The organism is Stenotrophomonas sp. I18B00994 (genome assembly GCF_014145825.1).
Taxonomy (GTDB): domain Bacteria; phylum Pseudomonadota; class Gammaproteobacteria; order Xanthomonadales; family Xanthomonadaceae; genus Stenotrophomonas; species Stenotrophomonas maltophilia.
The window spans coordinates 25,250-46,325 of sequence record NZ_JACIUW010000020.1 but is presented as its reverse complement, the minus strand read 5'-3'; the positions used below and the strand labels follow the sequence as shown (position 1 = coordinate 46,325).

21 protein-coding genes are annotated in these 21,076 nt (G+C 66.6%); 2 read left to right on the top strand and 19 right to left on the bottom strand.

Features of this window, described 5'->3' with window-relative positions; all coding sequences use genetic code 11:
• Position 1: 1 nt before the first annotated feature.
• From modA to moaA, 17 genes are all read right to left on the bottom strand, one after another.
• The gene (modA, locus tag H4O10_RS18030) at positions 2 to 745 is read right to left on the bottom strand and encodes a molybdate ABC transporter substrate-binding protein (protein ID WP_012480464.1); all 744 of its coding nucleotides are present in this window, start codon (positions 743 to 745) and stop codon (positions 2 to 4) included.
• A 19-nt stretch (positions 746 to 764) separates the two neighbouring features.
• Positions 765 to 1,541 (bottom strand): helix-turn-helix domain-containing protein, encoded by a 777-nt coding sequence (locus H4O10_RS18025; protein WP_010485317.1) that lies wholly within the window; start codon positions 1,539 to 1,541, stop codon positions 765 to 767.
• An 11-nt stretch (positions 1,542 to 1,552) separates the two neighbouring features.
• Complete coding sequence (locus H4O10_RS18020; protein ID WP_044570336.1) at positions 1,553 to 2,767, bottom strand: coproporphyrinogen III oxidase; 1,215 nt, start codon at positions 2,765 to 2,767, stop codon at positions 1,553 to 1,555.
• Positions 2,768 to 2,961: 194 nt separating this feature from the next.
• Positions 2,962 to 4,293 carry a nitrate/nitrite transporter gene (locus H4O10_RS18015; RefSeq protein WP_012480466.1) on the bottom strand — a complete coding sequence of 444 codons (1,332 nt, stop codon included), beginning with the start codon at positions 4,291 to 4,293 and terminating at the stop codon, positions 2,962 to 2,964.
• A 23-nt stretch (positions 4,294 to 4,316) separates the two neighbouring features.
• Positions 4,317 to 5,216, bottom strand: a complete 900-nt coding sequence (locus H4O10_RS18010; RefSeq protein ID WP_012480467.1) for a peptidylprolyl isomerase — start codon at positions 5,214 to 5,216, stop codon at positions 4,317 to 4,319.
• A gap of 3 nt (positions 5,217 to 5,219) precedes the next feature.
• Positions 5,220 to 5,927, bottom strand: coding sequence for a respiratory nitrate reductase subunit gamma (narI, locus tag H4O10_RS18005; RefSeq protein ID WP_012480468.1), 708 nt, complete (start codon positions 5,925 to 5,927; stop codon positions 5,220 to 5,222).
• Entirely contained in the window at positions 5,924 to 6,604 is a 681-nt protein-coding gene (gene narJ / locus H4O10_RS18000; RefSeq protein WP_043396264.1) for a nitrate reductase molybdenum cofactor assembly chaperone, read from the bottom strand. Before narJ ends, narI begins: the two co-directional genes overlap by 4 nt.
• Positions 6,604 to 8,148 (bottom strand): nitrate reductase subunit beta, encoded by a 1,545-nt coding sequence (gene narH, locus H4O10_RS17995; protein WP_012480470.1) that lies wholly within the window; start codon positions 8,146 to 8,148, stop codon positions 6,604 to 6,606. Before narH ends, narJ begins: the two co-directional genes overlap by 1 nt.
• Positions 8,148 to 11,954 (bottom strand): nitrate reductase subunit alpha, encoded by a 3,807-nt coding sequence (locus H4O10_RS17990; protein WP_012480471.1) that lies wholly within the window; start codon positions 11,952 to 11,954, stop codon positions 8,148 to 8,150. Before H4O10_RS17990 ends, narH begins: the two co-directional genes overlap by 1 nt.
• Positions 11,955 to 12,026: 72 nt before the next feature.
• On the bottom strand, positions 12,027 to 13,445 hold the full coding sequence (locus H4O10_RS17985; RefSeq protein ID WP_012480472.1) for a NarK family nitrate/nitrite MFS transporter: 1,419 nt from the start codon (positions 13,443 to 13,445) through the stop codon (positions 12,027 to 12,029).
• Between the two features lie 145 nt (positions 13,446 to 13,590).
• Positions 13,591 to 13,956 carry a hypothetical protein gene (locus H4O10_RS17980; RefSeq protein WP_012480473.1) on the bottom strand — a complete coding sequence of 122 codons (366 nt, stop codon included), beginning with the start codon at positions 13,954 to 13,956 and terminating at the stop codon, positions 13,591 to 13,593.
• Positions 13,953 to 14,495, bottom strand: coding sequence for a molybdenum cofactor guanylyltransferase (locus H4O10_RS17975; RefSeq protein WP_012480474.1), 543 nt, complete (start codon positions 14,493 to 14,495; stop codon positions 13,953 to 13,955). The genes H4O10_RS17980 and H4O10_RS17975 overlap by 4 nt, the downstream gene beginning before the upstream one ends.
• Positions 14,496 to 14,603: 108 nt before the next feature.
• Positions 14,604 to 15,104: a molybdenum cofactor biosynthesis protein MoaE gene (locus tag H4O10_RS17970; RefSeq protein WP_012480475.1), complete on the bottom strand. Its 501-nt coding sequence runs from the start codon at positions 15,102 to 15,104 to the stop codon at positions 14,604 to 14,606.
• Between the two features lie 3 nt (positions 15,105 to 15,107).
• The gene (locus H4O10_RS17965; protein WP_019337814.1) at positions 15,108 to 15,368 is read right to left on the bottom strand and encodes a MoaD/ThiS family protein; all 261 of its coding nucleotides are present in this window, start codon (positions 15,366 to 15,368) and stop codon (positions 15,108 to 15,110) included.
• Positions 15,368 to 16,621 (bottom strand): gephyrin-like molybdotransferase Glp, encoded by a 1,254-nt coding sequence (gene glp, locus H4O10_RS17960; protein WP_012480477.1) that lies wholly within the window; start codon positions 16,619 to 16,621, stop codon positions 15,368 to 15,370. The genes H4O10_RS17965 and glp overlap by 1 nt, the downstream gene beginning before the upstream one ends.
• Entirely contained in the window at positions 16,621 to 17,616 is a 996-nt protein-coding gene (gene moaCB, locus H4O10_RS17955) for a bifunctional molybdenum cofactor biosynthesis protein MoaC/MoaB (RefSeq protein WP_043033279.1), read from the bottom strand. The genes glp and moaCB overlap by 1 nt, the downstream gene beginning before the upstream one ends.
• Before the next feature lie 8 nt (positions 17,617 to 17,624).
• Positions 17,625 to 18,605, bottom strand: a complete 981-nt coding sequence (gene moaA, locus H4O10_RS17950) for a GTP 3',8-cyclase MoaA (protein WP_012480479.1) — start codon at positions 18,603 to 18,605, stop codon at positions 17,625 to 17,627.
• A 194-nt stretch (positions 18,606 to 18,799) separates the two neighbouring features.
• Between moaA and H4O10_RS17945 the strand changes: the two genes are divergently transcribed.
• Positions 18,800 to 19,204: a hypothetical protein gene (locus H4O10_RS17945; RefSeq protein ID WP_012480480.1), complete on the top strand. Its 405-nt coding sequence runs from the start codon at positions 18,800 to 18,802 to the stop codon at positions 19,202 to 19,204.
• On the opposite strand, the gene H4O10_RS17940 is transcribed toward H4O10_RS17945, so the two are convergent.
• Positions 19,198 to 19,527 carry a hypothetical protein gene (locus H4O10_RS17940; RefSeq protein ID WP_005416862.1) on the bottom strand — a complete coding sequence of 110 codons (330 nt, stop codon included), beginning with the start codon at positions 19,525 to 19,527 and terminating at the stop codon, positions 19,198 to 19,200. The genes H4O10_RS17945 and H4O10_RS17940 overlap by 7 nt on opposite strands.
• A gap of 572 nt (positions 19,528 to 20,099) precedes the next feature.
• Between H4O10_RS17940 and H4O10_RS17935 the strand changes: the two genes are divergently transcribed.
• Positions 20,100 to 20,474: a hypothetical protein gene (locus H4O10_RS17935; RefSeq protein WP_044570359.1), complete on the top strand. Its 375-nt coding sequence runs from the start codon at positions 20,100 to 20,102 to the stop codon at positions 20,472 to 20,474.
• 45 nt (positions 20,475 to 20,519) lie between these two features.
• Here the strand turns inward: H4O10_RS17935 and H4O10_RS17930 are convergent, their stop codons facing one another.
• Positions 20,520 to 20,804: a hypothetical protein gene (locus tag H4O10_RS17930; RefSeq protein WP_044571399.1), complete on the bottom strand. Its 285-nt coding sequence runs from the start codon at positions 20,802 to 20,804 to the stop codon at positions 20,520 to 20,522.
• Positions 20,805 to 21,076: the final 272 nt, after the last annotated feature.

The following is a 21,076-nucleotide window of genomic DNA, read 5'->3' as shown; positions in this document are numbered from 1 at the left end:
GTCAGGGCTTGCCGAACCCGTGCTTGGCCAGGATCGCCTGGCCCGGCGCCGAACGCACGAAGGCGGTGAAGCGCCTGGCTTCGGCCGACTGCGCGCTGGCCTTGGTCACCGCCAGCGGATAGGCAATGCGCCCCGCCACCGGAACCGCGAAGGCGCGGCGCACCCGGTCGGGCATCGCCTGTGCATCTGTGGCATAGACGAAGCCCGCATCCACTTCACCGCGCGCCACGTAATCCAGCGACTGGCGCACGTTCTGCGTCGTGATGATCCTGCCCTGCACCGACGGCCACAGGCCCGCCGCTTCCAGCGCGCCCTTGGCATAGCGGCCAACCGGCACGCTGTCCGGGTTGCCCAGCGCAACGCGCTGCACACCGGCACCGGCCAGGTCCTTCAAGGTACGCGGCGCAGCCTTGGCCTGCGGCGGCACCACCACCCATAGTGCGTTCACCGCGAACACCTCGCGGGTACCGGCCGCCAGCAGGTCCTGCTGCTGGGCCTGGTCCATCGTGGTTTCATCGGCCGACGCGAACACATCCACCGGTGCGCCACGGCTGATCTGCTGCAGCAGCACGCCGGATGCGGCGAAGTTGAAATCGACCTTGGTTCCCGGGTGCGCCCTCTCATACGCCGCGCCCAGCTCGCGGAAGCTCTCGGTCAGGCTCGATGCCGCAGACACCGTCAGCTCGGCCGCCCAGGCCGGCACCGTAGCCAGCAGTCCCAGCAACAACAGTCCAGCTCGCTTCATCGTCGGCTCCCGGCCAGGTTCAGTTCGGATCGGATTCGTCGGCCACCGCCAGCGCTGCCAGGCGCTCGGGCTGCAGCAACAGGATCTCGCGCTGCTTCACCGCAATGATCCCATCATCGCTCAGGCGGCGCAGCACGCGGCTGGCGGTTTCCGGCGCCATCCGCAGGTAATTGGCGATCTCGGTACGCGCCATCGTCAGGTTGAAGCGCGTGGCGGAGAAACCGCGCCGCGCGTAGCGCTCGGACATGTCCAGCAGGAACGCGGCCATGCGTTCTTCGGTACGGTGGTTGGCGGCCAGGGTCGCGACCTTGCCGATCTCCGCACTGAGCAGGCTGAACAGCTTGGCCTGCAGCCCCGGCATGCGGGTCGCCAACAGGCTGAGCTTGGGGAACGAGATGCGGCACAGGTGCACGGTGTCCAGCGCCACCGCATTGCAGGGGAAGCGCGAACCGTGGATCGCGTTGAGGCCGATCACTTCGCCCGGCAGGCTGAAGCCCAGCACCTGCTCGTTGCCCTGGCTGTCATCGACGAAGGTCTTGACCATGCCCGCGCGCACCGCAGCAATCGAATCGAACGATTCGCCGGCGCGGAAGATGTAGTCACCTGCATGGAACGGACCGACATGGTCGACCAGCACGTGCAGGTCGCCCAGTGCGGTCTTGTCGTAACCCTGCGACATGCATGCGTCGGAGAACGCGCAGGTGCTGCAGAAGTGCAGTGCGTCGCCATCATCGGCGGCGGCGGGGTTGGGTGTGGCCCGGCCGAGACGGCCCTGCGAAGGCGGAATTGAAGACATCGGGGCAAGACTCAAGCGATGGCGGCCGCCGGCCGGAAGCATGCGGCCATCATACGCCACAGCAGGCGCCCTTCTTCGGCCAGGCGCAGCACGCGCGCATCCCACTGCGCCCAGCCGCGTGCCAGCAGCGGCGACAACGCGGGCAGCTGTTCGGCGAAACATTCCTCGAACGGTTCATCGTTGCGCCACTCGAAGGCAGCCGCATCGAGGGCGTGGTCACAGGCGATGCTCTGCGCCACTTCGGCCACCAACCGCTCGTCCTCGGACAGGATCAGCCCGGCGGAGACTCCCATGTGACCCGCCAGCAGCCGCGCACGCCATTCGCCCAGTTCGTCCTCCAGCCGGTAGAACACCTCGCCGATCTGGCTGCAGGCAGACAGGCCAAGCCCGATGAAATCACTGCGGTCGCGGCGTGGCACGCTGGCAAGATCGCAATGGCGCTGGCCATCGCCCGGACCGTGCGGGTTCGGCAGATCGCCGCGCTGATAGTGATCGCCACCAATCGGTTCGTAACCCGCAGCGCGCAGCAGGCGCCAGGCCTGCAGCCAATGGACGGCCGAGGGGTATTCTGGCAGCGCACACGGCGCCGGCAGCAGGATGCGCTCCGGTGCCTCGGCCAGCACCTCGTGCAGCCGTTCAATGAAGCCAGCGTCCTCGCTGCCGGGTACCCGCAACTGGTAGTAGCGCGCGGTGAAGCCCACCTGTCGCGCCTGTGCCAGCAGGGTCGGCCCCGGTGCATCGGCGCGATCGATCACGTTCAAACGGGTGCAGCCCACCGCACGCAGCTGCGCCGGCGCCAGCGCGCTGCCTGCGTCCAGCCGCACCTCCACCTGGGGCCGCGCCACGGTGCGCAGGTGCTGCGGCACCGCATCCAGCAGCTGGCCGAGCTGCGGCGGCGGCAACGTCTCGGCCAGCCCCAGCTGCAGTACCATCGCCACCACTTCACGGTCCTCGGCCAGCACGTCGGCCTGCAGCCGCAGCGCCAGCAGCAAGGTGTCCAGATAGGCCTGCGGCGGCACACCGCGCCCGCCACGACCGACCTGGAAGCCGAGCGTCAAGCCGCGTGGGATCAGGTGCTCATTGCTGGCGCGCATGGCAGCGCGCCAGCCGCTTTCGCCAAAACCAGTACTGAACTGGTCAGCCGGCGGAAACAGCACGTGCCGCGGTTGCCGCAGCAATGCAGCCTGCAGCGCAGTGTCCTCGCTCTCGTCAACGTGGAAGCTCATGGCAGACATCTTCGGGCGTTCCTCTTCGCGTGGCCCTGATTGAAATCAAGCGTGGCGCATCTGGCGGTTGCTGCCGGCCAGCGTCCGGCACTACCCCTTCACCCACCATTTGGTAGTGCCGGCCGCTGGCCGGCAGCACCCTCCACCCATCGCGCACCGTTCTGGTAGTGCCGGCCGCTGGCCGGCAAACACCTTCACCCACCGCGCACCCGCTCGGCGGCGGCCGCATCGATGGCTTCGGGCAGGTCGGTTTCGCGGTCGATCTGCGGGAAGTGGCGGCGTTCCATACGGCGGATCGCGAAGTGCATCCAGGCCAGTGCAGCGGCCACCAGCACGAACAGCAGCATGAAGCAGCTGCTCCAGATGCCCACCGCATCGTTCAATGCACCGAACACGATCGGCAGGATGAAGCCACCCAGGCCACCGATCATGCCGACCACGCCGCCCACGGCACCCACGTGCTTGGGGTAGTACACCGGGATGTGCTTGTAGACCGCGGCCTTGCCCAGCGACATGAAGAAGCCCAGCACGAACACCAGCACGGTGAACATCACCACGCCGATGGCCAGATGGAAGTGGATCGGGCCATGGATGCCCTTCACCACATACTCGGTATCCGGGTAGGCCAGCAGGAAGGTGCAGATGGCCGACACGCCGAAGGTCCAGTACATCACCCGGCGCGCCCCCATCCGGTCCGACATCCAGCCACCGACCACGCGGAACAGGCTGGCCGGGATCGAATAGCACGCCGCCAGCATGCCGGCGTGGCCCACGTCCATGCCATAGGCGCCCACCAGGTAGTGCGGCAGCCACAGCGCCAGCGCCACGAAGCCACCGAACACGAAGAAGTAGTACAGCGAGAACCGCCACACCTGCAGGTTCTTCAGTGGCGCCATCTGCTCGGCGAACGGCACCGGCTTCACGCCTTCGCGACGGCGCTGCTCCAGCGACGGATCTTCCTTGCTGAAGAGGAAGAACAGCACCGCCGTGACGGCCAGCGCGACGGCCCAGACCTTGGCGACCATGGTCCAGCCGGCCGCCACCATCACCAGCGGCGCCAGCAGCTTGGTCACCGCCGAGCCGATGTTGCCAGCACCGAAGATGCCCAGTGCGGTGCCCTGCTTGCTGGCCGGGAACCACTTCGAGACGTAGGCCACGCCCACCGAGAAGTTGCCGCCGGCGATACCCACGCACAGCGCGGCAATCAGGAACTGGGTGTAGGTCTGGGCATAGGTCAGCATCCAGGTGGCCACTGCGCCACACAGCATCACCAGCACCATCACCTTGCGGCCACCGAACTGGTCGGACCATATGCCGAGGAAGACCCGGCTGACCGAACCGGTCAGCACCGGCGTGGCGATCAACAGGCCGAACTGGGTGTCATTCAAGCCGAGCTGTTGACTGATCTGGATGCCGATGATCGAAAAGATCATCCACACCGCAAAGCACACGGTGAAGGCGAACGTGCTCAGCCACAGCGCACGTTGCTGCTGCCCGGCACTGGCGGGGGCAAGGGCCTGGTTCATGAATTCTCCTCGTTCAAGGGGGTTCAGCCGATATCCGCTTCGGCTTCGATCTCATCCAGCCCGCGCACCGGGTAGCGTTCCTGCAGCTGCAGCAGGTAGGCCTGCACTTCACGCTGGCGTACCTGCAGCTCCAGGTAGTCACGCAGCTGCGGCAGCACCGCCTCGAACGGCTGCGGCTGGCCTTCCTCGCGTGCATCGACGCAGACCACGTGGTAGCCCCAGCGCGATTCCACCGGGAAACCGGCCAGGCCCTCGCGCAGGCGGAACACCTGGCGGTCGAACTCCGGCGTGGTCTGCCCACGCTGCAGCCAGCCCAGGTCGCCGCCCTCGCTGCTGGATGGGCAACGCGAATGGCGCAGGGCGAAATCGGCGAACAGGTGCGGCGACTCTTTCAGCAGCCCGACCAGCCGCTCGCCCTCGGTACGTGCGGCGAAGCGCCCAGCCACGTCGTCGGCCGGCGCGGCCAGCAGGATATGGCGCAGACGCACGCGGTCGGGGGAGCGGAAGCGCTCCGGGTTCTGCTCGAAGTACCGGCGGCAGTCTTCATCACTCGGTACGCGGTCTTTGATCGCATCTTCCAGCAGCTGTTGGATCAGCACTTCCTCGTCGCTTACTCGGTTGCCCTCCGGCGCCTGCAGCCCAAGCCGCTGCGCTTCCAGGCGCAGCAGCTCGCGCACCACCAGTGCACGTGCCGCTTCGGCACGAGACTGCTCCGGGCGCATCGCCCGGTGGTGCTGCATCTCGCGGGCGATGTCGGCCTCGCTGATCGCGGTCTCGTCCACGAACAGCCGGCACGGTGCCGGCTGCCCGAGCGAGCGCGGCCCCTGCGCTGCCGCGTCATGGTGGTGCGAATGCGCCTCGGCGGGAACCGGCGCAGCGGAGTCGATCACGGTGATCGGCAGGAATTTCGGCAGGCTGCCCATGACTTACTCCCGCGGACCGTAGCGCAGCGTGGCCTGGCGGCGGCGCACCACCTGGTACGGCCTCCACAGGTAGCTGATCGGAATGCTCCACACGTGCACCAGGCGCGTGAACGGCGCGATCAGGAACAGGGTCAGGCCCAGGAAGATATGCATCTTGTAGACCCAGCTGACGCCCTCGATGTAGTCGGCGGCACCGGCACGGAAGGTCACGATGTGCTGTGCCCACTCGGCCAGCTGCACCATCACCCCGCCGTCCAGGTGGCCGGACGAGATGCGGATGCTGTACAGGCCCAGGCACAGCTGGGCGAACAGCAACACCAGCACCAGGGTGTCACCGAAGCTGCCGGTGGCCCGCACGCGCGCGTTGAACAGGCGGCGCACCAGCAGGATGCTGATGCCGATGAAGCACAGTGCGCCGAACACACCACCGACCACCATCGCCAGCATCTGCTTCTGCGAGGAGGTGATGAAGTGCTCGTACACCGCGTGCGGGGTCAGCAGGCCGACCAGGTGGCCACCGAGGATGGCCAGGATGCCGATGTGGAAGCAGTTGCTGCCGATCCGCATGCCCTTGTCCGACAGCATCTGGCTGGAGCCGGTGCGCCAGGTATACATGGCCCTGTCATAGCGGGCCCAGCTGCCGATCAGCAGCACCGCCACGGCGATGTACGGGTAGTACTGGAAGGCGAATTGATGCAGGGAGTAACTCATGGCTGGACCTCTCGATGCGAAGGACGGGCCGGCGAACGCACGGGCGGCTTGCAGTCTTCGGCAGGAGCTTCGGCGCCGAAGCGCACCGCCTCCTCCTCCCACAAACGGTCCATGGCCTCGGCGGTATCGTCGCGGACTTCCTCGCTGGCACGCTGGCGCAGCGCCTGCAGATCGGCCTTGCCGTCACCGGCTTCGACCAGGATCTCGAACAGCACCCGGTGCGGCAGCTCCCGCTCGGCGGCACGCGCCGCCAGCATCCCGGCGATATGGCCGATGTGGTGCAGCCACTCGCGGGCCTCGCTGCCTGGGCGATGGGCCAGGAACTCCAGCAGCAGCGGCAGGTAATCCGGCAGCTCGCGTGCATCCAGTTCGAAGCCGTTGCGGCGGTAGGTTTCGACCAGATCGACCATGGCCTGGCCGCGGTCGCGCGACTCGCCATGGATGTGCTCGAACAGCAGCAGGCTCATCGAGCGGCCGCGGTCGAAACTGGCCAGCCACGCCGCCTGCGCATCCAGCGCATCGGTGGCCAGCAGCTGCTGCACGAAGCTGCGCAGCTGCTGGCGGCGGGTGGCGTTCAGCGCCGGGTCGTCACAGGCGGCGAGCAGTTCCTCGCCGTGCTCCCACAGTTCTTCGCGGGGGTAGTCCAGCAACACCCCGACCAGCTTGAGCACGCTCATCACACCACCTCCTTGCGGCGGTGGTTCGGGCCCTTGTCCACCACGAAGGTGGTGGTCTTGCGCTGGCCGAACAGGTCGGCCGGGCTGTCACCATTGCAGCCGTTGCCGAAGGTGAAGCCGCAGCCGCCGCGCTCGCCGAAGGCGTCGTTGGCATACTCGCGGTGGCCGGTCGGAATCACGAAACGGTCCTCGTAGTTGGCGATGGCCAGGTAGCGGTACATCTCCTCCACCTGGGCGATGCTCAGCCCGGTCTGTTCCAGCACCGAGGTGTCTTCCACGCCGTCCACGTTCCTGGCCCGGCGCCAGGCACGCATCGCCATCAGCCGCTCCAGCGCGCGTACCACCGGCGCCTCGTCACCGGCCGTCAGCAGGTTGGCCAGGTAGCGCATCGGAATGCGCAGCGACGCCACGTCCGGCAGTTCCCCGCTCATGCCCACGCGGCCACGCTCGGCGGCAGACTGGATCGGCGACAGCGGCGGCACGTACCAGACCATCGGCAGCGTGCGGTATTCCGGGTGCAGCGGCAGCGCCAGCTTCCAGTCGATCGCCAGCTTGTACACCGGCGACTGCTTGGCAGACTCCAGCCAGCTGTCCGGGATGCCCTCCTTGCGCGCGGCGGCGATCACCGCCGGATCGTTCGGGTCCAGGAAGATATCCAGGTGGGCCTGGTACAGGTCCTTCTCGGCGGCCACCGAAGCGGCCTCGGCGATGCGGTCGGCGTCGTACAGCATCACGCCCAGGTAGCGGATGCGGCCCACGCAGGTTTCCGAGCACACGGTCGGCTCACCCATCTCGATGCGCGGGTAGCAGAAGATGCACTTCTCCGACTTGCCGCTCTTCCAGTTGTAGTAGATCTTCTTGTACGGGCAGGCCGACACGCACATGCGCCAGCCGCGGCACTTGTCCTGGTCGATCAGCACGATGCCATCTTCCTCGCGCTTGTAGATCGCGCCCGAGGGGCACGCCGACACGCACGCCGGGTTCAGGCAGTGCTCGCACAGGCGCGGCAGGTACATCATGAAAGTCTTCTCGAAGGCGCCGTAGATCTCCTTCTGCACCTGGTCGAAGTTGTAGTCGCGCGATCGCTTGCTGAACTCCGAACCGAGGATCTCCTCCCAGTTCGGGCCCCACTCGATCTTCTGCATGCGCTCGCCACTGATCAGCGAACGCGGCCGCGCGGTGGGCTGGTGCTGGCTATCCTTGGCGGTGTGCAGGTTCTGGTAGTCGAAATCGAACGGCTCGTAGTAGTCGTCGATCTGCGGCAGGTCCGGGTTGGCGAAGATCTTGGCCAGCATGCGCCAGCGGCCACCCGCGCGTGGCACCAGCTTGCCGCTGCCGGTGCGCACCCAGCCACCGTTCCACTTCTCCTGGTTTTCCCATTCCTTCGGGTAGCCGATGCCCGGCTTGGTTTCCACGTTGTTGAACCAGGCGTACTCGACGCCCTCGCGCGAAGTCCAGACGTTCTTGCAGGTGATCGAGCAGGTATGGCAGCCGATGCACTTGTCCAGGTTCAGCACCATCGCGATCTGTGCACGGACCTTCATCACACCACCTCCTTGCTGGCCGATGCCGAAGCACCAGCGGGCTGCTCATCGGTCGCTCCTGCGCGTCCTGCGCCCGCGACACTCGAACTTCCTTGTTCATCGTCCAACCAATCAATCTTGTCCATCTTGCGTACGATCACGAACTCGTCGCGGTTGGTACCGCAGGTGCCGTAGTAGTTGAAGCCATAGGCCAGCTGCGCGTAGCCGCCGATCATGTGGGTCGGCTTGAGCACGATGCGGGTCACCGAGTTGTGGATGCCGCCGCGGGTGCCGGAAATCTCCGAGCCCGGCACGTTGATGATGCGTTCCTGGGCGTGGTACATCATCGCCATGCCCGGCATCACGCGCTGGCTGACCACCGCGCGCGCAGCAATCGCACCGTTGACGTTGAACAGCTCGATCCAGTCGTTGTCGACGATGCCGGCGCTGCGCGCGTCGTCCTCGCTGATCCACACGATCGGGCCACCGCGCGACAGTGTCTGCATGATCAGGTTGTCGCTGTAGGTGCTGTGGATGCCCCACTTCTGGTGCGGGGTGATCCAGTTCAGCACGATCTCCTTGTTGCCGTTCGGGCGCTGGTTCAGCAGCGGCTCCACCGTGCGCGTGTTGACCGGCGGCCGGTAGCTCATGAAGGCCTCGCCAAAGTCGATCATCCACTCGTGGTCCTGGTAGAACTGCTGGCGACCGGTCACCGTGCGCCACGGAATCAGCTCGTGCACGTTGGTATAGCCGGCGTTGTAGCTGACGTTGTCGTCTTCCAGGCCCGACCAGATCGGCGAGGAAATGATCTTGCGCGGCTGTGCCTGGATGTCACGGAAGCGGATCGCCTCGTGCTCCTTGCCCACGGCCAGGTGGGTGTGCTCGCGGCCGGTGAAGGTGCCCAGCGATTCCCAGGCCTTCACCGCCACGTGGCCGTTGGTTTCCGGCGCCAGGTGCAGGATCACTTCGGCCGCGTCGATCGCGGTCGAGATGGCCGGGCGCCCCTGGCTTACGCCTTCTTCGTGCACGGTGTGGTTCAACTTGCCGAGGAACTCGACCTCGTGCTTCGTGTCCCAGCTCATGCCCTTGCCGCCATTGCCCTGCTTGTCCAGCAGTGGGCCGAGCGAGGTGAACTTGCGGTACAGGTTCGGGTAGTCACGCTCAACCACCGTCATCGACGGCATGGTCTGGCCCGGAATGGCCTCGCACTCGCCCTTCTTCCAGTCGGCTACGCCGAACGGCATGCCCAGCTCGTTGGGGGTGTCGTGCAGGGTCGGCACCAGCACCAGGTCCTTCTCCACACCCAGCACGCCCGGCGCCATCTCGCTCACGGTGCGGGCCACCTCCTTGAAGATGTCCCAGTCACTGCGCGATTCCCAGGCCGGGTCCACCGCCTTCGACAGCGGGTGGATGAACGGGTGCATGTCCGAGGTGTTGAGGTCGTCCTTCTCGTACCAGGTTGCCGTCGGCAGCACGATGTCCGAGTACAGCGCGGTGGTGCACATGCGGAAGTCGAGCGTGACCAGCAGGTCCAGCTTGCCTTCCGGCGCCTCGTCGCGCCACTTCACCTCCTGCGGCTTCACTGCGCCCATTTCGCCCAGGTCCTTGCCCTGCAGCCCGTGGCGCGTACCCAGCAGGTGCCGCAGCATGTACTCGTGGCCCTTGCCCGAGGAACCCAGCAGGTTCGAGCGCCAGATGAACATCATGCGCGGGTGGTTCTGGCTGGCGTCCGGGTCGGCGAAGGCGAAGTCCAGCGAGCCGTCCTTGAACTTGCCCAGCGCATAGTCCGCCGGGGCCACGCCGGCCGCTTCGGCCTCGCGTACCAGCTGCAGCGGGTTGCGGTCCAGCTGCGGGGTGCTCGGCAGCCAGCCCATGCGCACCGCGCGCAGGTTCAGGTCGGCCAGGCTGCCGCCGTACTTGCTCGCATCGGCCAGCGGCGACAGCAGCTCGTCCACCTGCAGCTTCTCGTAGCGCCACTGCCCGGTGTTGAAGTAGAAGAACGAAGTGCCGTTCATGTGGCGCGGCGGCTTGCTCCAGTCCAGGCCGAATGCGAGCGGCTGCCAGCCGGTCTGCGGGCGCAGCTTTTCCTGGCCCACGTAATGCGCCCAGCCGCCACCGGTCTGGCCCACGCAGCCGCACATGATCAGCATGTTGATCAGGCCGCGGTAGTTCATGTCGTTGTGGAACCAGTGGTTCATGCCCGCGCCGACGATGATCATCGATCGGCCGTGGGTCTTGTCGGCGGTACGCGCGAACTCGCGGGCGATCTCGATCACCTCGGCGCGCGACACGCCGGTGATGCGTTCCTGCCACGCCGGCGTGCCCGGCACCATGTCATCGAAGCTCGATGCCACGTTGCCGCCGCCAAAGCCACGGTCCACGCCGTACTGGGCCAGCAGCAGGTCGTAGACCGTGGCCACCAGCGTCTCGCCGCCATCGGCCGTGGCCAGTCGGCGCACCGGAATGTTGCGGTCCAGTACTTCTTCGGCCGGTGCAGCGGTCCAGCCATCGCTTTCAATGCCACCGAAGTACGGGAAGCTCACTGCCTCGATGCCGTCGTTGGCCTCGGACAAGCTCAGGCGCAGGCGCGTATCGGCGCCATTGCTGGCCTTCTCTTCGATGTTCCAACGACCCTTCTCGCCCCAGCGGAAACCGATCGAGCCGTTGGGCACCACGATCTGGCCGCTGTTCTCGTCGTAGGCCAGGGTCTTCCAGTCCGGGTTGTTGGCTTCACCCAGCCCGCCCAGCTCACTGGCACGCAGGAAGCGGCCCGCCACCAGGCGGCCATCGTCGCGACGCTCCAGACGCACCAGCATCGGCATGTCCGAGTACTGGCGGCAGTAGTCCTGGAAATACTGCGAGGGCCAATCAACATGGAACTCGCGCAGGATCACATGGCCGAAGGCAAAGGCCAGCGCCGCGTCGGTGCCCTGCTTGGGGTGCAGCCAGTGGTCGGTCAGCTTGGCCAGCTCGGAATAGTCCGGGCAGATCGCCACCGTCTTGGTGCCGTTGTAGCGCGCCTCGGTGAAGAAATGTGCATCGGGCGTACGCGTCTGCGGCACGTTCGAGCCCCAGGCGATGATGTAGCGACTGTTGTACCAGTCGGCCGATTCGGGCACGTCGGTCTGCTCGCCCCAGATCTGCGGCGAGGCCGGCGGCAGGTCGCAGTACCAGTCGTAGAAGGACAGGCAGGCGCCACCCAGCAGCGACAAATATCGCGCACCGGCGGCGTAGGACACCATCGACATCGCCGGAATCGGCGAGAACCCGACCACGCGGTCCGGGCCGTACTGCTTCACCGTATACAGGTTGGAGGCGGCGATGATCTCGTTGGCCTCTTCCCACTGCAGGCGCACGAAGCCACCCATGCCGCGGCGGGTCTTGTACGAACGCGCCTTCTCCTTGTCCTCCACGATGCTGGCCCAGGCATCGACCGGGGCCTTGCTCTTGCGTGCTTCGCGCCACAGGCGCAGCAGCGTGCCGCGGATCAGCGGGTACTTCAGCCGGTTGGCGCTGTACAGGTACCAGGAATAGCTGGCGCCACGCGGGCAGCCACGCGGTTCATGGTTGGGCAGGTCCGGGCGTGTGCGCGGGTAGTCGGTCTGCTGGGTTTCCCAGGTGACCAGGCCGTTCTTGACGTAGATCTTCCAGCTGCAGGAGCCGGTGCAGTTCACGCCGTGGGTGGATCGTACGATCTTGTCGTACTGCCAGCGGGCGCGGTAACTGTTTTCCCAGTCGCGGCCCTCGCTCTTGGCAAAACCATGGCCATCGGCAAAGGTCTGGGGGTCACGCTTGAAGAACTGCAAGCGATCGAGGAAATAACTCATCGGGGATCTCCCTTTGCGGACATCGGCATCGTGGCTGTGTGTGTCATCTGGCTGCGGTGCGTTTTCATGTCGTCAGCAGGGTGTCTCGGCACCGCGCCGGTAGTACCACCACCAGGTCACGGCCAGGCAGGTGACATAGAAAACAACGAATCCGTACAGCGCCATGTCGGGGCTGCCGGTCAACGTAATGGACGAGCCGTAGCTCTTGGGAATGAAGAAACCGCCGTAGGCACCGATCGCACCGGAGAAACCGACCACTGCGGCCGACTCGATGCTGGCCTGGTGTGCGGCCGTGGCCTTGCCCTCGGCGTTGTCGTTGGCCGACCAGCGCTCATGCAGGGTGCGGAAAATCACCGGGATCATGCGGAAGGTGGTGCCGTTGCCGATGCCACTGAGCACGAACAGCGCCATGAAGCTGAGCAGGAAGCCGTAGAAGTTGCCGCCCTGGCCATCGCTGGGCAGGAAGTGCAGCACGCCGAACACTGCCGCGATCATCAGCGCGAACACCCAGAAGGTCAGGCGTGCACCACCCCAGCGGTCGGCCATGCTGCCACCCACCGAGCGCATCAGCGCGCCCAGCAGCGGGCCGATGAAGGCGTAGGCCAGCGGGTTCACGTCCGGGAACTGGCTCTTCACCAGCATCGGGAAGCCGGCCGAGAAACCGATGTAGGAACCGAAGGTGCCGATGTACAGCCAGCACATCAGCCAGTTGTGCTTGCGGCGGAAGATCACCGCCTGCTCGGAGAACGACGAGCGGGCGCTGGTCAGGTCGTTCATGCCGAACCAGGCCGCGATGGCGCACAGCGCGATGGCCGGCACCCAGATGAAACCGGCGTTCTGCAGGAACAGCGGTGCCCCACCCTCCACCGCGGGCTGCGGTGCACCACCCAGCGCACCGAATACGCCCACGGTGATGACCAGCGGAATCACCGCCTGCGCCACCGACACGCCCACATTGCCCAGGCCGGCGTTCAGGCCCAGCGCCAGGCCCTGCTTCTGCTTGGGGTAGAAGAAGGAGATGTTGGACATCGACGACGAGAAGTTCGCGCCGCCGAAACCACACAGGATCGCGATGGCCACGAACACCCAGTACGGCGTGGCCGGGTTCTGCACCGCAAAGCCGAGCCAGAGCGTCGGCGCCAGCAGCGACGCGGTGGACAGCGCGGTCCAGCGGCGGCCGCCGAAGATCGGGATCACGAACGAATAGAAGATGCGCAGGGTCGCGCCGGACAGGCTGGGCAGTGCCACCAGCCAGAACAGCTGGTCGGTGCTGAAGTTGAAGCCGATCTTCGGCAGGCTGATCGACACCGCCGAGAACAGCACCCAGACCGAGAAGGCCAGCAGCAGCGAAGGGATCGAGATGACCAGGTTGCGGGTGGCGACCCGCTTGCCGGTGCGCTCCCAATAGCCGGGATCCTCCGGCGTCCAGTCGCTGATGACGCGACCGGGACTGGCAGTGCTGCGGACAACAGGATCGCTACCGACGGTCATACATGGCTCCAAGGCTGTGGAATGACGTGGGTACTGCGTTTCAAGTTGTAACCCGTCGTCATGCAGCCATTAGGCCGTGCAGCACGGACGACGGGGTTGATCTGGATCAATCAAGGGCCGGTTTCCACCCTGCCCCTGACAAATGTCAAACCGATGAAGCGGTGCTGCGGCGGGTCACCCCGCGCTGGCGCACGCTGTCGCGCACGTCCACATCGAACTGCAGCTGAAGCTGGCTTCCATCTTCCAGGGCAATGTCGAATGGCAGGCCATCGCGGCACGGCAGCCGCGCCGCCAAGGCCTCGACGGCCGAGCGCGGCAGTACCAGGCGGCAGAAGGTGCCTCCGTCGAGCAGTACCGGTTGATCGCCGCCATGCAGCGACACCGCCATGCCCCAGCCTTCGATACCGCCGAAGCGGGTCATGTTCTCGACCGTTTCACCGGCCAGCAGGCGCGCCAGCTCGGCCTCGTCCAGGCGAAGCCGTACCGATTGGTCCTGCAACTGCACTTTCATGACGCAACATCCTCCCATTGTTCGGGGGTATTGCAGTTGACCAGCCCGGCCTCGTCAACCGGCGCCAGCGCCACGGAATTCACGCCAAGACGACGCTGCAGGGCCTGCAGCGAGCGCGGACCGTCCGGGTCGCCCAGCATCGATTCAAGTACGTTGCGACAAGCATCGTCTATATCCACCAGCATGGGCAGGGGATGGCCGGCAAAGATCGTGCATGGACCGCGATGGCCGTCACGCAATTGCTGCAGCAATCGCGGCGGCAGCAGCGGCGTATCCACCGGCACCACCCAGGCCGGGCCATCGGGCATGCGCATCGCCACGCTGTAGAGCCCGCCCAGCGGCCCGCAACGTGCCACGCGGTCCGGCACGCCGCCGAACGCCGGGTAATTTCCGCTGACCCAGACCTCGCGTGCGCCAGCCTGCATCAACAGGCCCCGCATGTGTTCCAGCAAGGTCCGCCCCTGCCACGGCAGCAGCGCCTTGTCGCGGCCCATCCGGGTGGACAGGCCGCCGGCCAGCACGATGCCGTTGACGCTCATCGCCGTAGAGCCACGCCATGCGTGGCTGCGCCGGCCGGGTGCTCGGGAAAGGCCTCATCCACGCATGGCGTGGATCTACTGAACCCCGCGCCGCCCTGAAGGGTGGGGTCAATGCCCGTGGTCGTGCGCATGATCATGGGCATGGGCGGGTTCGCTGTCCGCATGGCACAGGCTGCAACCCTCGCTCCACTCGCTGTCGCCGTCCTCGTAGTGCTCCTGCTTCCAGATCGGGCACTGGTGCTTGACCACCTCGATCAACTGCCGGCACGCGCGGAACGCTTCGTCGCGGTGCGGGCTGCCCGCGGCCACCACCACCGCCACATCGCCGATGCCCAACCGGCCCTTGGCGTGGGCCACATACAGCTTCAGCTTCGGACCGAACGCCGCCTCGACCTCGGCGGCCAGGCGCTTGAACTCGTTCAGCACCAGCGGCTCGAACAGGTCGTAGGTGATCCCGGTCACCAGCCGGCCGATGTTGACGTCGCGCACCTTGCCGATGAACACGTCGATGCCGCCGAAGCCCGGATCAGAGACCGCAGCAATGCCCTCGGCTGGATCGATCGCCGCCTGCGCGCGGTCCACCACCTTCGCGATGATCTTCTCGCTCATCGCTCAGCCCCCGCTCACTGGTGGCAGGATCGCCACGCGGCCATCGTCGGGCAGCGCCTCGTGGTCGCGCAGCACGCGTTGCTGGTCGGCGAACGCCGAGTAGTCCAGCAGGCCGGCACGGAAACCCGGCCAACGCAGCGGCAGCAGCTCGCGCAGCGCCTGGCGCAGATCGGCCACGGTGCCACCGGCCACGTCCACGGCAATCTCGCGGCTGGCATCCAGATCGGAAAACGCACCGAACAACTGCAGATTCACCTGTTTCATCATGACTCCTGGCTCACCAGCTGCACCGGTTCGTGGTGACCCCAGCCCTGCACACGCACCGGCGTGCCGGCAGTGGCCACGCCGCCCTCGCCTTCCAGCACCACCCAGGCATTGGCCTGCAGCATGGACATCAAACGGAACGACTCCTGCCCGGCCAGCACGCGCGCACTCAGCCGACCCTGCGCGTCCACTTCCACCCGGGCCCGCGCGTGGAAGCGCAGGCCCGGCGGCGTGCGCACGTCGGCCTGCAGCGGCAGCTGCAACATGAGCTCCGGCGCCAGCCCCAGCAGGCGGCGCAGTACCGGCTCAACGAAGAAGCGCTGGCCCACCGCAGCCGACACCGGGTTGCCGGGCAGGCCGAAATACAGCGCGCCATTGGGCAGCACCGCAAACAGCAGCGGCTTGCCGGGGCGGATCGCCACCTTGTGGAACACGATGCGCGCACCCCGGCCGCGCAGCGCGTCGGGAATGAAATCGTAGCGGCCGGTCGACACCGCGCCGGTGCTGATCAACAGCTGCGCACCCGCGTCCAGCGCTGCATCCAGTACCGCGTTGAACGCGGCCACCTCATCGCCCACCGTGCCCTGCCAGACCACCTCGGCACCGGCGGCCTGCAGGCGGCCGACCAGGTACGGCCGGTTGCTGTCACGGATCTGACCGGATTCCAGCGTCTGCGCCGCCTCGGTCACCAGTTCCTTGCCGGTGGCGATCACCGCCGCCTTCGGCCGTGCCACCACCGCCACCTCGCCCACGCCGATGGCATGCAGCAGGGTGCGCGCGTTGATGTCCAGCAACTGCCCGGCCCGCAGCACGCGCTCGCCGTCGCTCACATCCTCGCCGCGCAGGCGCACGTTCTGGCCCGGCTTCACCGATGTCTTCAGGGCGATGCGGGCCGGGCGGCCGTCCTCGCTGGCGAGGATCTCCACATTCTCGACCGGCACCACCGTATCCAGCCCAACCGGCATGCGCGCACCGGTCATGATTTCCCAGGCACCCTCGCCGCCTTCGGCGCCAGCATCGCCGGCCGCCTGCCAACCCTGCACGGCAAATTCGGTACCGGCCTCGAACGCCGTGCCGTTGGCGCGCAGCGCGAAGCCGTCCATCGCCGAATTGTCGAACGGCGGCAGCGACTGCGCGCTGTGGATGTCACGGGCCAGCGTGCGGCCCGCGGCCTCATGCAGCGGCAGATGCTCGGCCGGCAGCGGCTTGGCCGCGTCCAGCAGGTGCTGCAAGGCATCGCTGTAGGCAATCATCAGTGGCCATCCCCCTCGACCATCGCCAGGGCATGGCCCAGTACCGGCGCCAGGATATCCAGGCACTGCGCCGCCGCCTTCGGGCTGCCGGGCAATGCGAACACCAGCATGTTGCCCAGCTGTACCACCTCGGCGCGGCTCAGCCAGGCCATCGGCGTGTGCTGCGCACTCAGGGCCCGCACCATCTGCGCCAGGCCATGCACGGGCCGCGCGTTCAAGGAACGCAGCGCCTCCGGGGTCAGGTCACGCGGGCCCAGCCCGGTACCACCGGTACACAGGCACAGGCGCACGCCCTCGGCAGCCAAGGCCTGCAGGCGGCCCGCCAACGGCTCGATGCCATCGGGCAGCACTTCGGCGGCCACTACGTCGCCACCCAGCTTTCTCAGGCCGGTCACCAGGGTCGGGCCGGACACATCCTCATAAGTGCCTTCGCTGGCGCGATCGCTCAGCGTAATCACCGCGCAGGCCGCACCCTCCAACCCCTTAGGTGCACGTGGGTTGAAACGCACGCGCTCGGCCTCGTCCATGCCATCCGGGTGCAGCCAGACCCCGCGCTTGCCGCCTTCCTTGAACAGCAGGCGGATGCCTTCGATGCGCAGTGCCGGTTCCACTGGCTTGCTCAGGTCGTACAGGGTCAGCAACGCCGCGTTGACACCAGCCAGCGCCTCCATCTCGACGCCGGTGCGTGCCTCGCTGGCGCACTCGCACCACACGCGGATCGCCTGCCGCTCCGGCACCGGTGCGCAGAACACCTGCACCAGTTCCAGCGGCAGCGGATGGCACAGCGGCATCAGCATCGACGCCATCTTGGCGCCCTGCAGGCCGGCAATCTCGGCCATCACCAGCGCATCGCCTTTGGGCAGGCGGCGCTCGACGATCAGCGGATAGGCCACTGGACCGGCATGCAGCTCGCCCACCGCCACCGCACGGCGGCGGCTGATGCGCTTGTTACGGACATCGGCCATGTGGAAGGCCGCATTCAATTCCCCACTCATCGTGTTGCTCATCCTCCGATGGAGGCCAGGTGCGGGGTCAGCCCGGTCTGGCCCTGGTGCAGTCCATGCCCGGCCGCTTTCAGGCCAAGCTGTGTGGTGATGCGTGCCAGCAGCGCGTCGTGGTCCTCATCGCGCTGCAGCAGCGGGCGCAGCGGTACGCCGAACTCGCCGAACAGGCACAGCCGCAAGTCGCCCTTGGCGGTCACCCGCAGGCGGTTGCAGCCCTTGCAGAAGTCACGCGAATACGGGGCAATGATGCCGATGCTGCCGCGATGGTCGGGGTGGCCGAACTCGCGCGCCGGGCCGGCGTCGGCGGCGCGCGGACGCTCGTGCCAGCCAGCGGCCAGCAGCTGCTCGATCACCACGTCGGCGCGCAGGTGGTGGCGCTGGAAATAGGCTTCGTTGTCGCCGGTGCGCATCAGTTCGATGAAGCGCACGCTGAAGGGGCGGCCACGCAGGTAGTCCATCCACTGCGGCAACTCGTCATCGTTCAGGCCACGCAGCAGCACCGCGTTGAGCTTGATCGCCGGCAGGCCCAACGCCTGCGCCAGGGCCAGGCCCTGTTCGATCTCCGGCAGGCGGTCGTGCCCGGTGATGGTCTTGAAGCGTTCGCGCTGCAGGCTGTCCATGCTCACGTTCAGCGCAGTCAGGCCGGCCCGGTGCCACCCCGGCAGGCGCCGCGGCAGCAACGTGCCATTGGTGGTGATGGCCACCTTGCGGATGCCCGGCACCGCCGCCACGGTGGCGATGATCTCGTCCAGATCCTTGCGCAGGCTGGGCTCGCCGCCGGTCAGGCGGATCTTGCTCATACCCAGCGCGGCAAACGCACGCACCAGCCTCGCGATTTCATCCACCTGCAGGAAGCGCGGGCGGCCATCGGCCTGGTAACCGTCGGGCAGGCAGTAGCTGCAACGGAAGTTGCAGGCTTCGGTCAACGACAGGCGCAGGTACGGAAAGCTGCGTCCGAAACCGTCGGTGAGTTGGCTCATGGCTGGTCCACCTTGTTGCTCCACCGTCTTGCCTGTGCCCGGAACGGCCCGGATACCCTCGCCTGCTGGAACGATTGCCAGAGTACGCGGCCTTCAGTTCCATGGGCATGACTTAAATCAATCGCGTTCGGCCCCGCGCGGCAGGCGTTGTGGCAGCATGCGGCTTTCCGTGCAGCGGGCGTGTGACAACCCTCATGATGATGAACGATTTCCAGCAACTGCTGCATGCCGCCGGCGAGCAGGCTGAACCGCAACGCCTGCTGTTCGTATTCGTGCGCGCCGAGCTGCCCGAATCGCCCACCGGTGACCAGCGCGACCGGCATGACCGCCGCGAGGGCGGCACCCTGTCGCCGGTGCTGTGCGTGGACAAGCTGCCAGCCGAGGTGCCCAGCTTCCAGGCGCTGGCGACCGAATCGACCACCACCGGCATCGACTGGGACCTGGTGTTCGTGGCGGCGCTGGATGGCAGAGGCGGTTTCGCACCCAACAGCGACGAAGCCGCGCGCCCGCTGAAGCTGATGGTCAACGCCATCCATGACGGTCAGATCGGCCGCTTCGCCGCCTTCGACCGTGGCGGCGAGCCCGTTCAGTTCTATTGAGCCACCAGCTGCAGGGTCAGGAAGAAGATCACCAGCACGGTGTTCAGCCCCCAGGCGACGGTCAACCCGCGCGCCGCCACACCCAGGTTGGGGTTGTGCGCGGTGGGCGCCGCCCGCCAGACCGCCGGGATGATCCAGCCGGTATAGAGCAGCAGCACGGCAAATACCCCCAGCAGCAGCGTGGTGCGCTGGTTGGCCAGGGCCCAGAGGGCCACCGCCCACAGAATGTTGCTGGGAATGACGCCCTGCAGCCAGAACACACTCCACAGGCGGGAACGGCCCTGGGTGTCGGGGGTGGGGTGCAGCGAAGCGGTCGCGGTCATAAGTCTCCTTCTGTTTAGGAAACGTGCTGAACAAGCCTGCGCTTGGTGGCTGGGAACGTCAACCCGAGTCGCACGTCACGCTTTGACGCTTGTAGAGGCGGGCCATGCTCGACTCAGGCCCTTCCCTTCAGAGCCTGTCGTCATCGCCCCTCCCCCCTTGTTCCCTAACGCCCCCCAACCTCGACACCTGTCGCAGATTGCACGGTGCGGGCGGACCGCCGCGCCAGCTAGCGCTGGCGGTGCTTAACAGCGTGGGAGAATGCCGAAAGCGTCTCCAATCGAGTGATGTTTGCAACTCTTCTGATTGGCATTGCACAGCGCCACGGGCTCAGATGGCGTGCCACCGGAAAAGGGTGGCCGGGTTTCGAATCCCGAGTTGGTCCTGAGTGATTGCGCTTGCCAGTCGGCGTCCACATTCCGTGGCGCCGGCTGGCAATCCGTCTGCCGGCTATGGCGGGCGGTGCGTGGGGGCGTTCGCGCCCACCGGCTTGGGACCAACCCGGATTCGAACCACGTACCGCCCGCCACTTTTATGGGTGGCGGCTACCGATTGCCCTGCACGGAGCCTTGCCATGAACGAATCGGACTTCCCGCATCTGCACGCCTACCGCAGCACCGCCGGCGACGACGGTTCGCCACAGGCTGCGCCAACAGTGGACAGGAACACCTTCATTGCCAATCTCCACCGCATCGGCTCCGGTGCGGCGGCTGATGGGCAGCCGTGGCCGGAGCGGCATCAGCTGCCCGGGCGCTGCCTGGCCCTGGCCGATGCCGATTGCGCGTTGAGCGGGTTGCGGGTGGTGCTGGAAATGCTGCTGGCGGCCGAACGCACCCGGCAGAATGGCGAACCCGAAGAGTACGTGGGCGACCGGGTGATGGAGGGGTTGGTCATGGCCTGCCAGTCGTTGTGCGCGCAGGCGGTGGGGCGCTTGCAGCCCGAAGGGTGAAGGCGATGCGCAACGCCCTTCAGCTTGGATCGCTTTCAGCAGGCGTCAGTACTCGCTGAAAGCGCTCCTCAGATCGACGCCGATGATCGGCGAGAAGTCCACCTTGCACAGCTCCAGCTCGAAGAGCTGATCGTGATTGTCCAGGCACAAGGTGACCCTCACCGGTACGCCGTCGGCATCGGCAAGCATGGCCGTGGCAATGTCGCTTCCGAAAACCTGGGTCGTGCTGGACAGGAACACCACGCCCCCGAATCCGACGACTTCCACGTTCTCCACCTGGACGCTGGTGGTGTTGCCCGCTGCGTCATGGCTGCGTACCTCGCCATCCACCGCAGCCAAGCGATGGCTGGTTGGGGGAAAGGTGTAGCTGGCGGTGCCTGCCGAAGTGGTCAGCGGGGTGCGATTACCGGTGGAGTCACAATTCTCAAGCCCCCTCCTCGAAGAGAGGGCCGAGAAGGCGCGCTACTCTTGTGATCTACCAGCCAAATGCTGCTTTCTCCTCAAGGCAACCAGAAAGAAGGCTGCCGCAGCCAGGAACGCGCCACACGCATCCCAGACTCGGTCAAGCCACAGCATCAAGGCCGAAAGTGCTAGCCAAATCC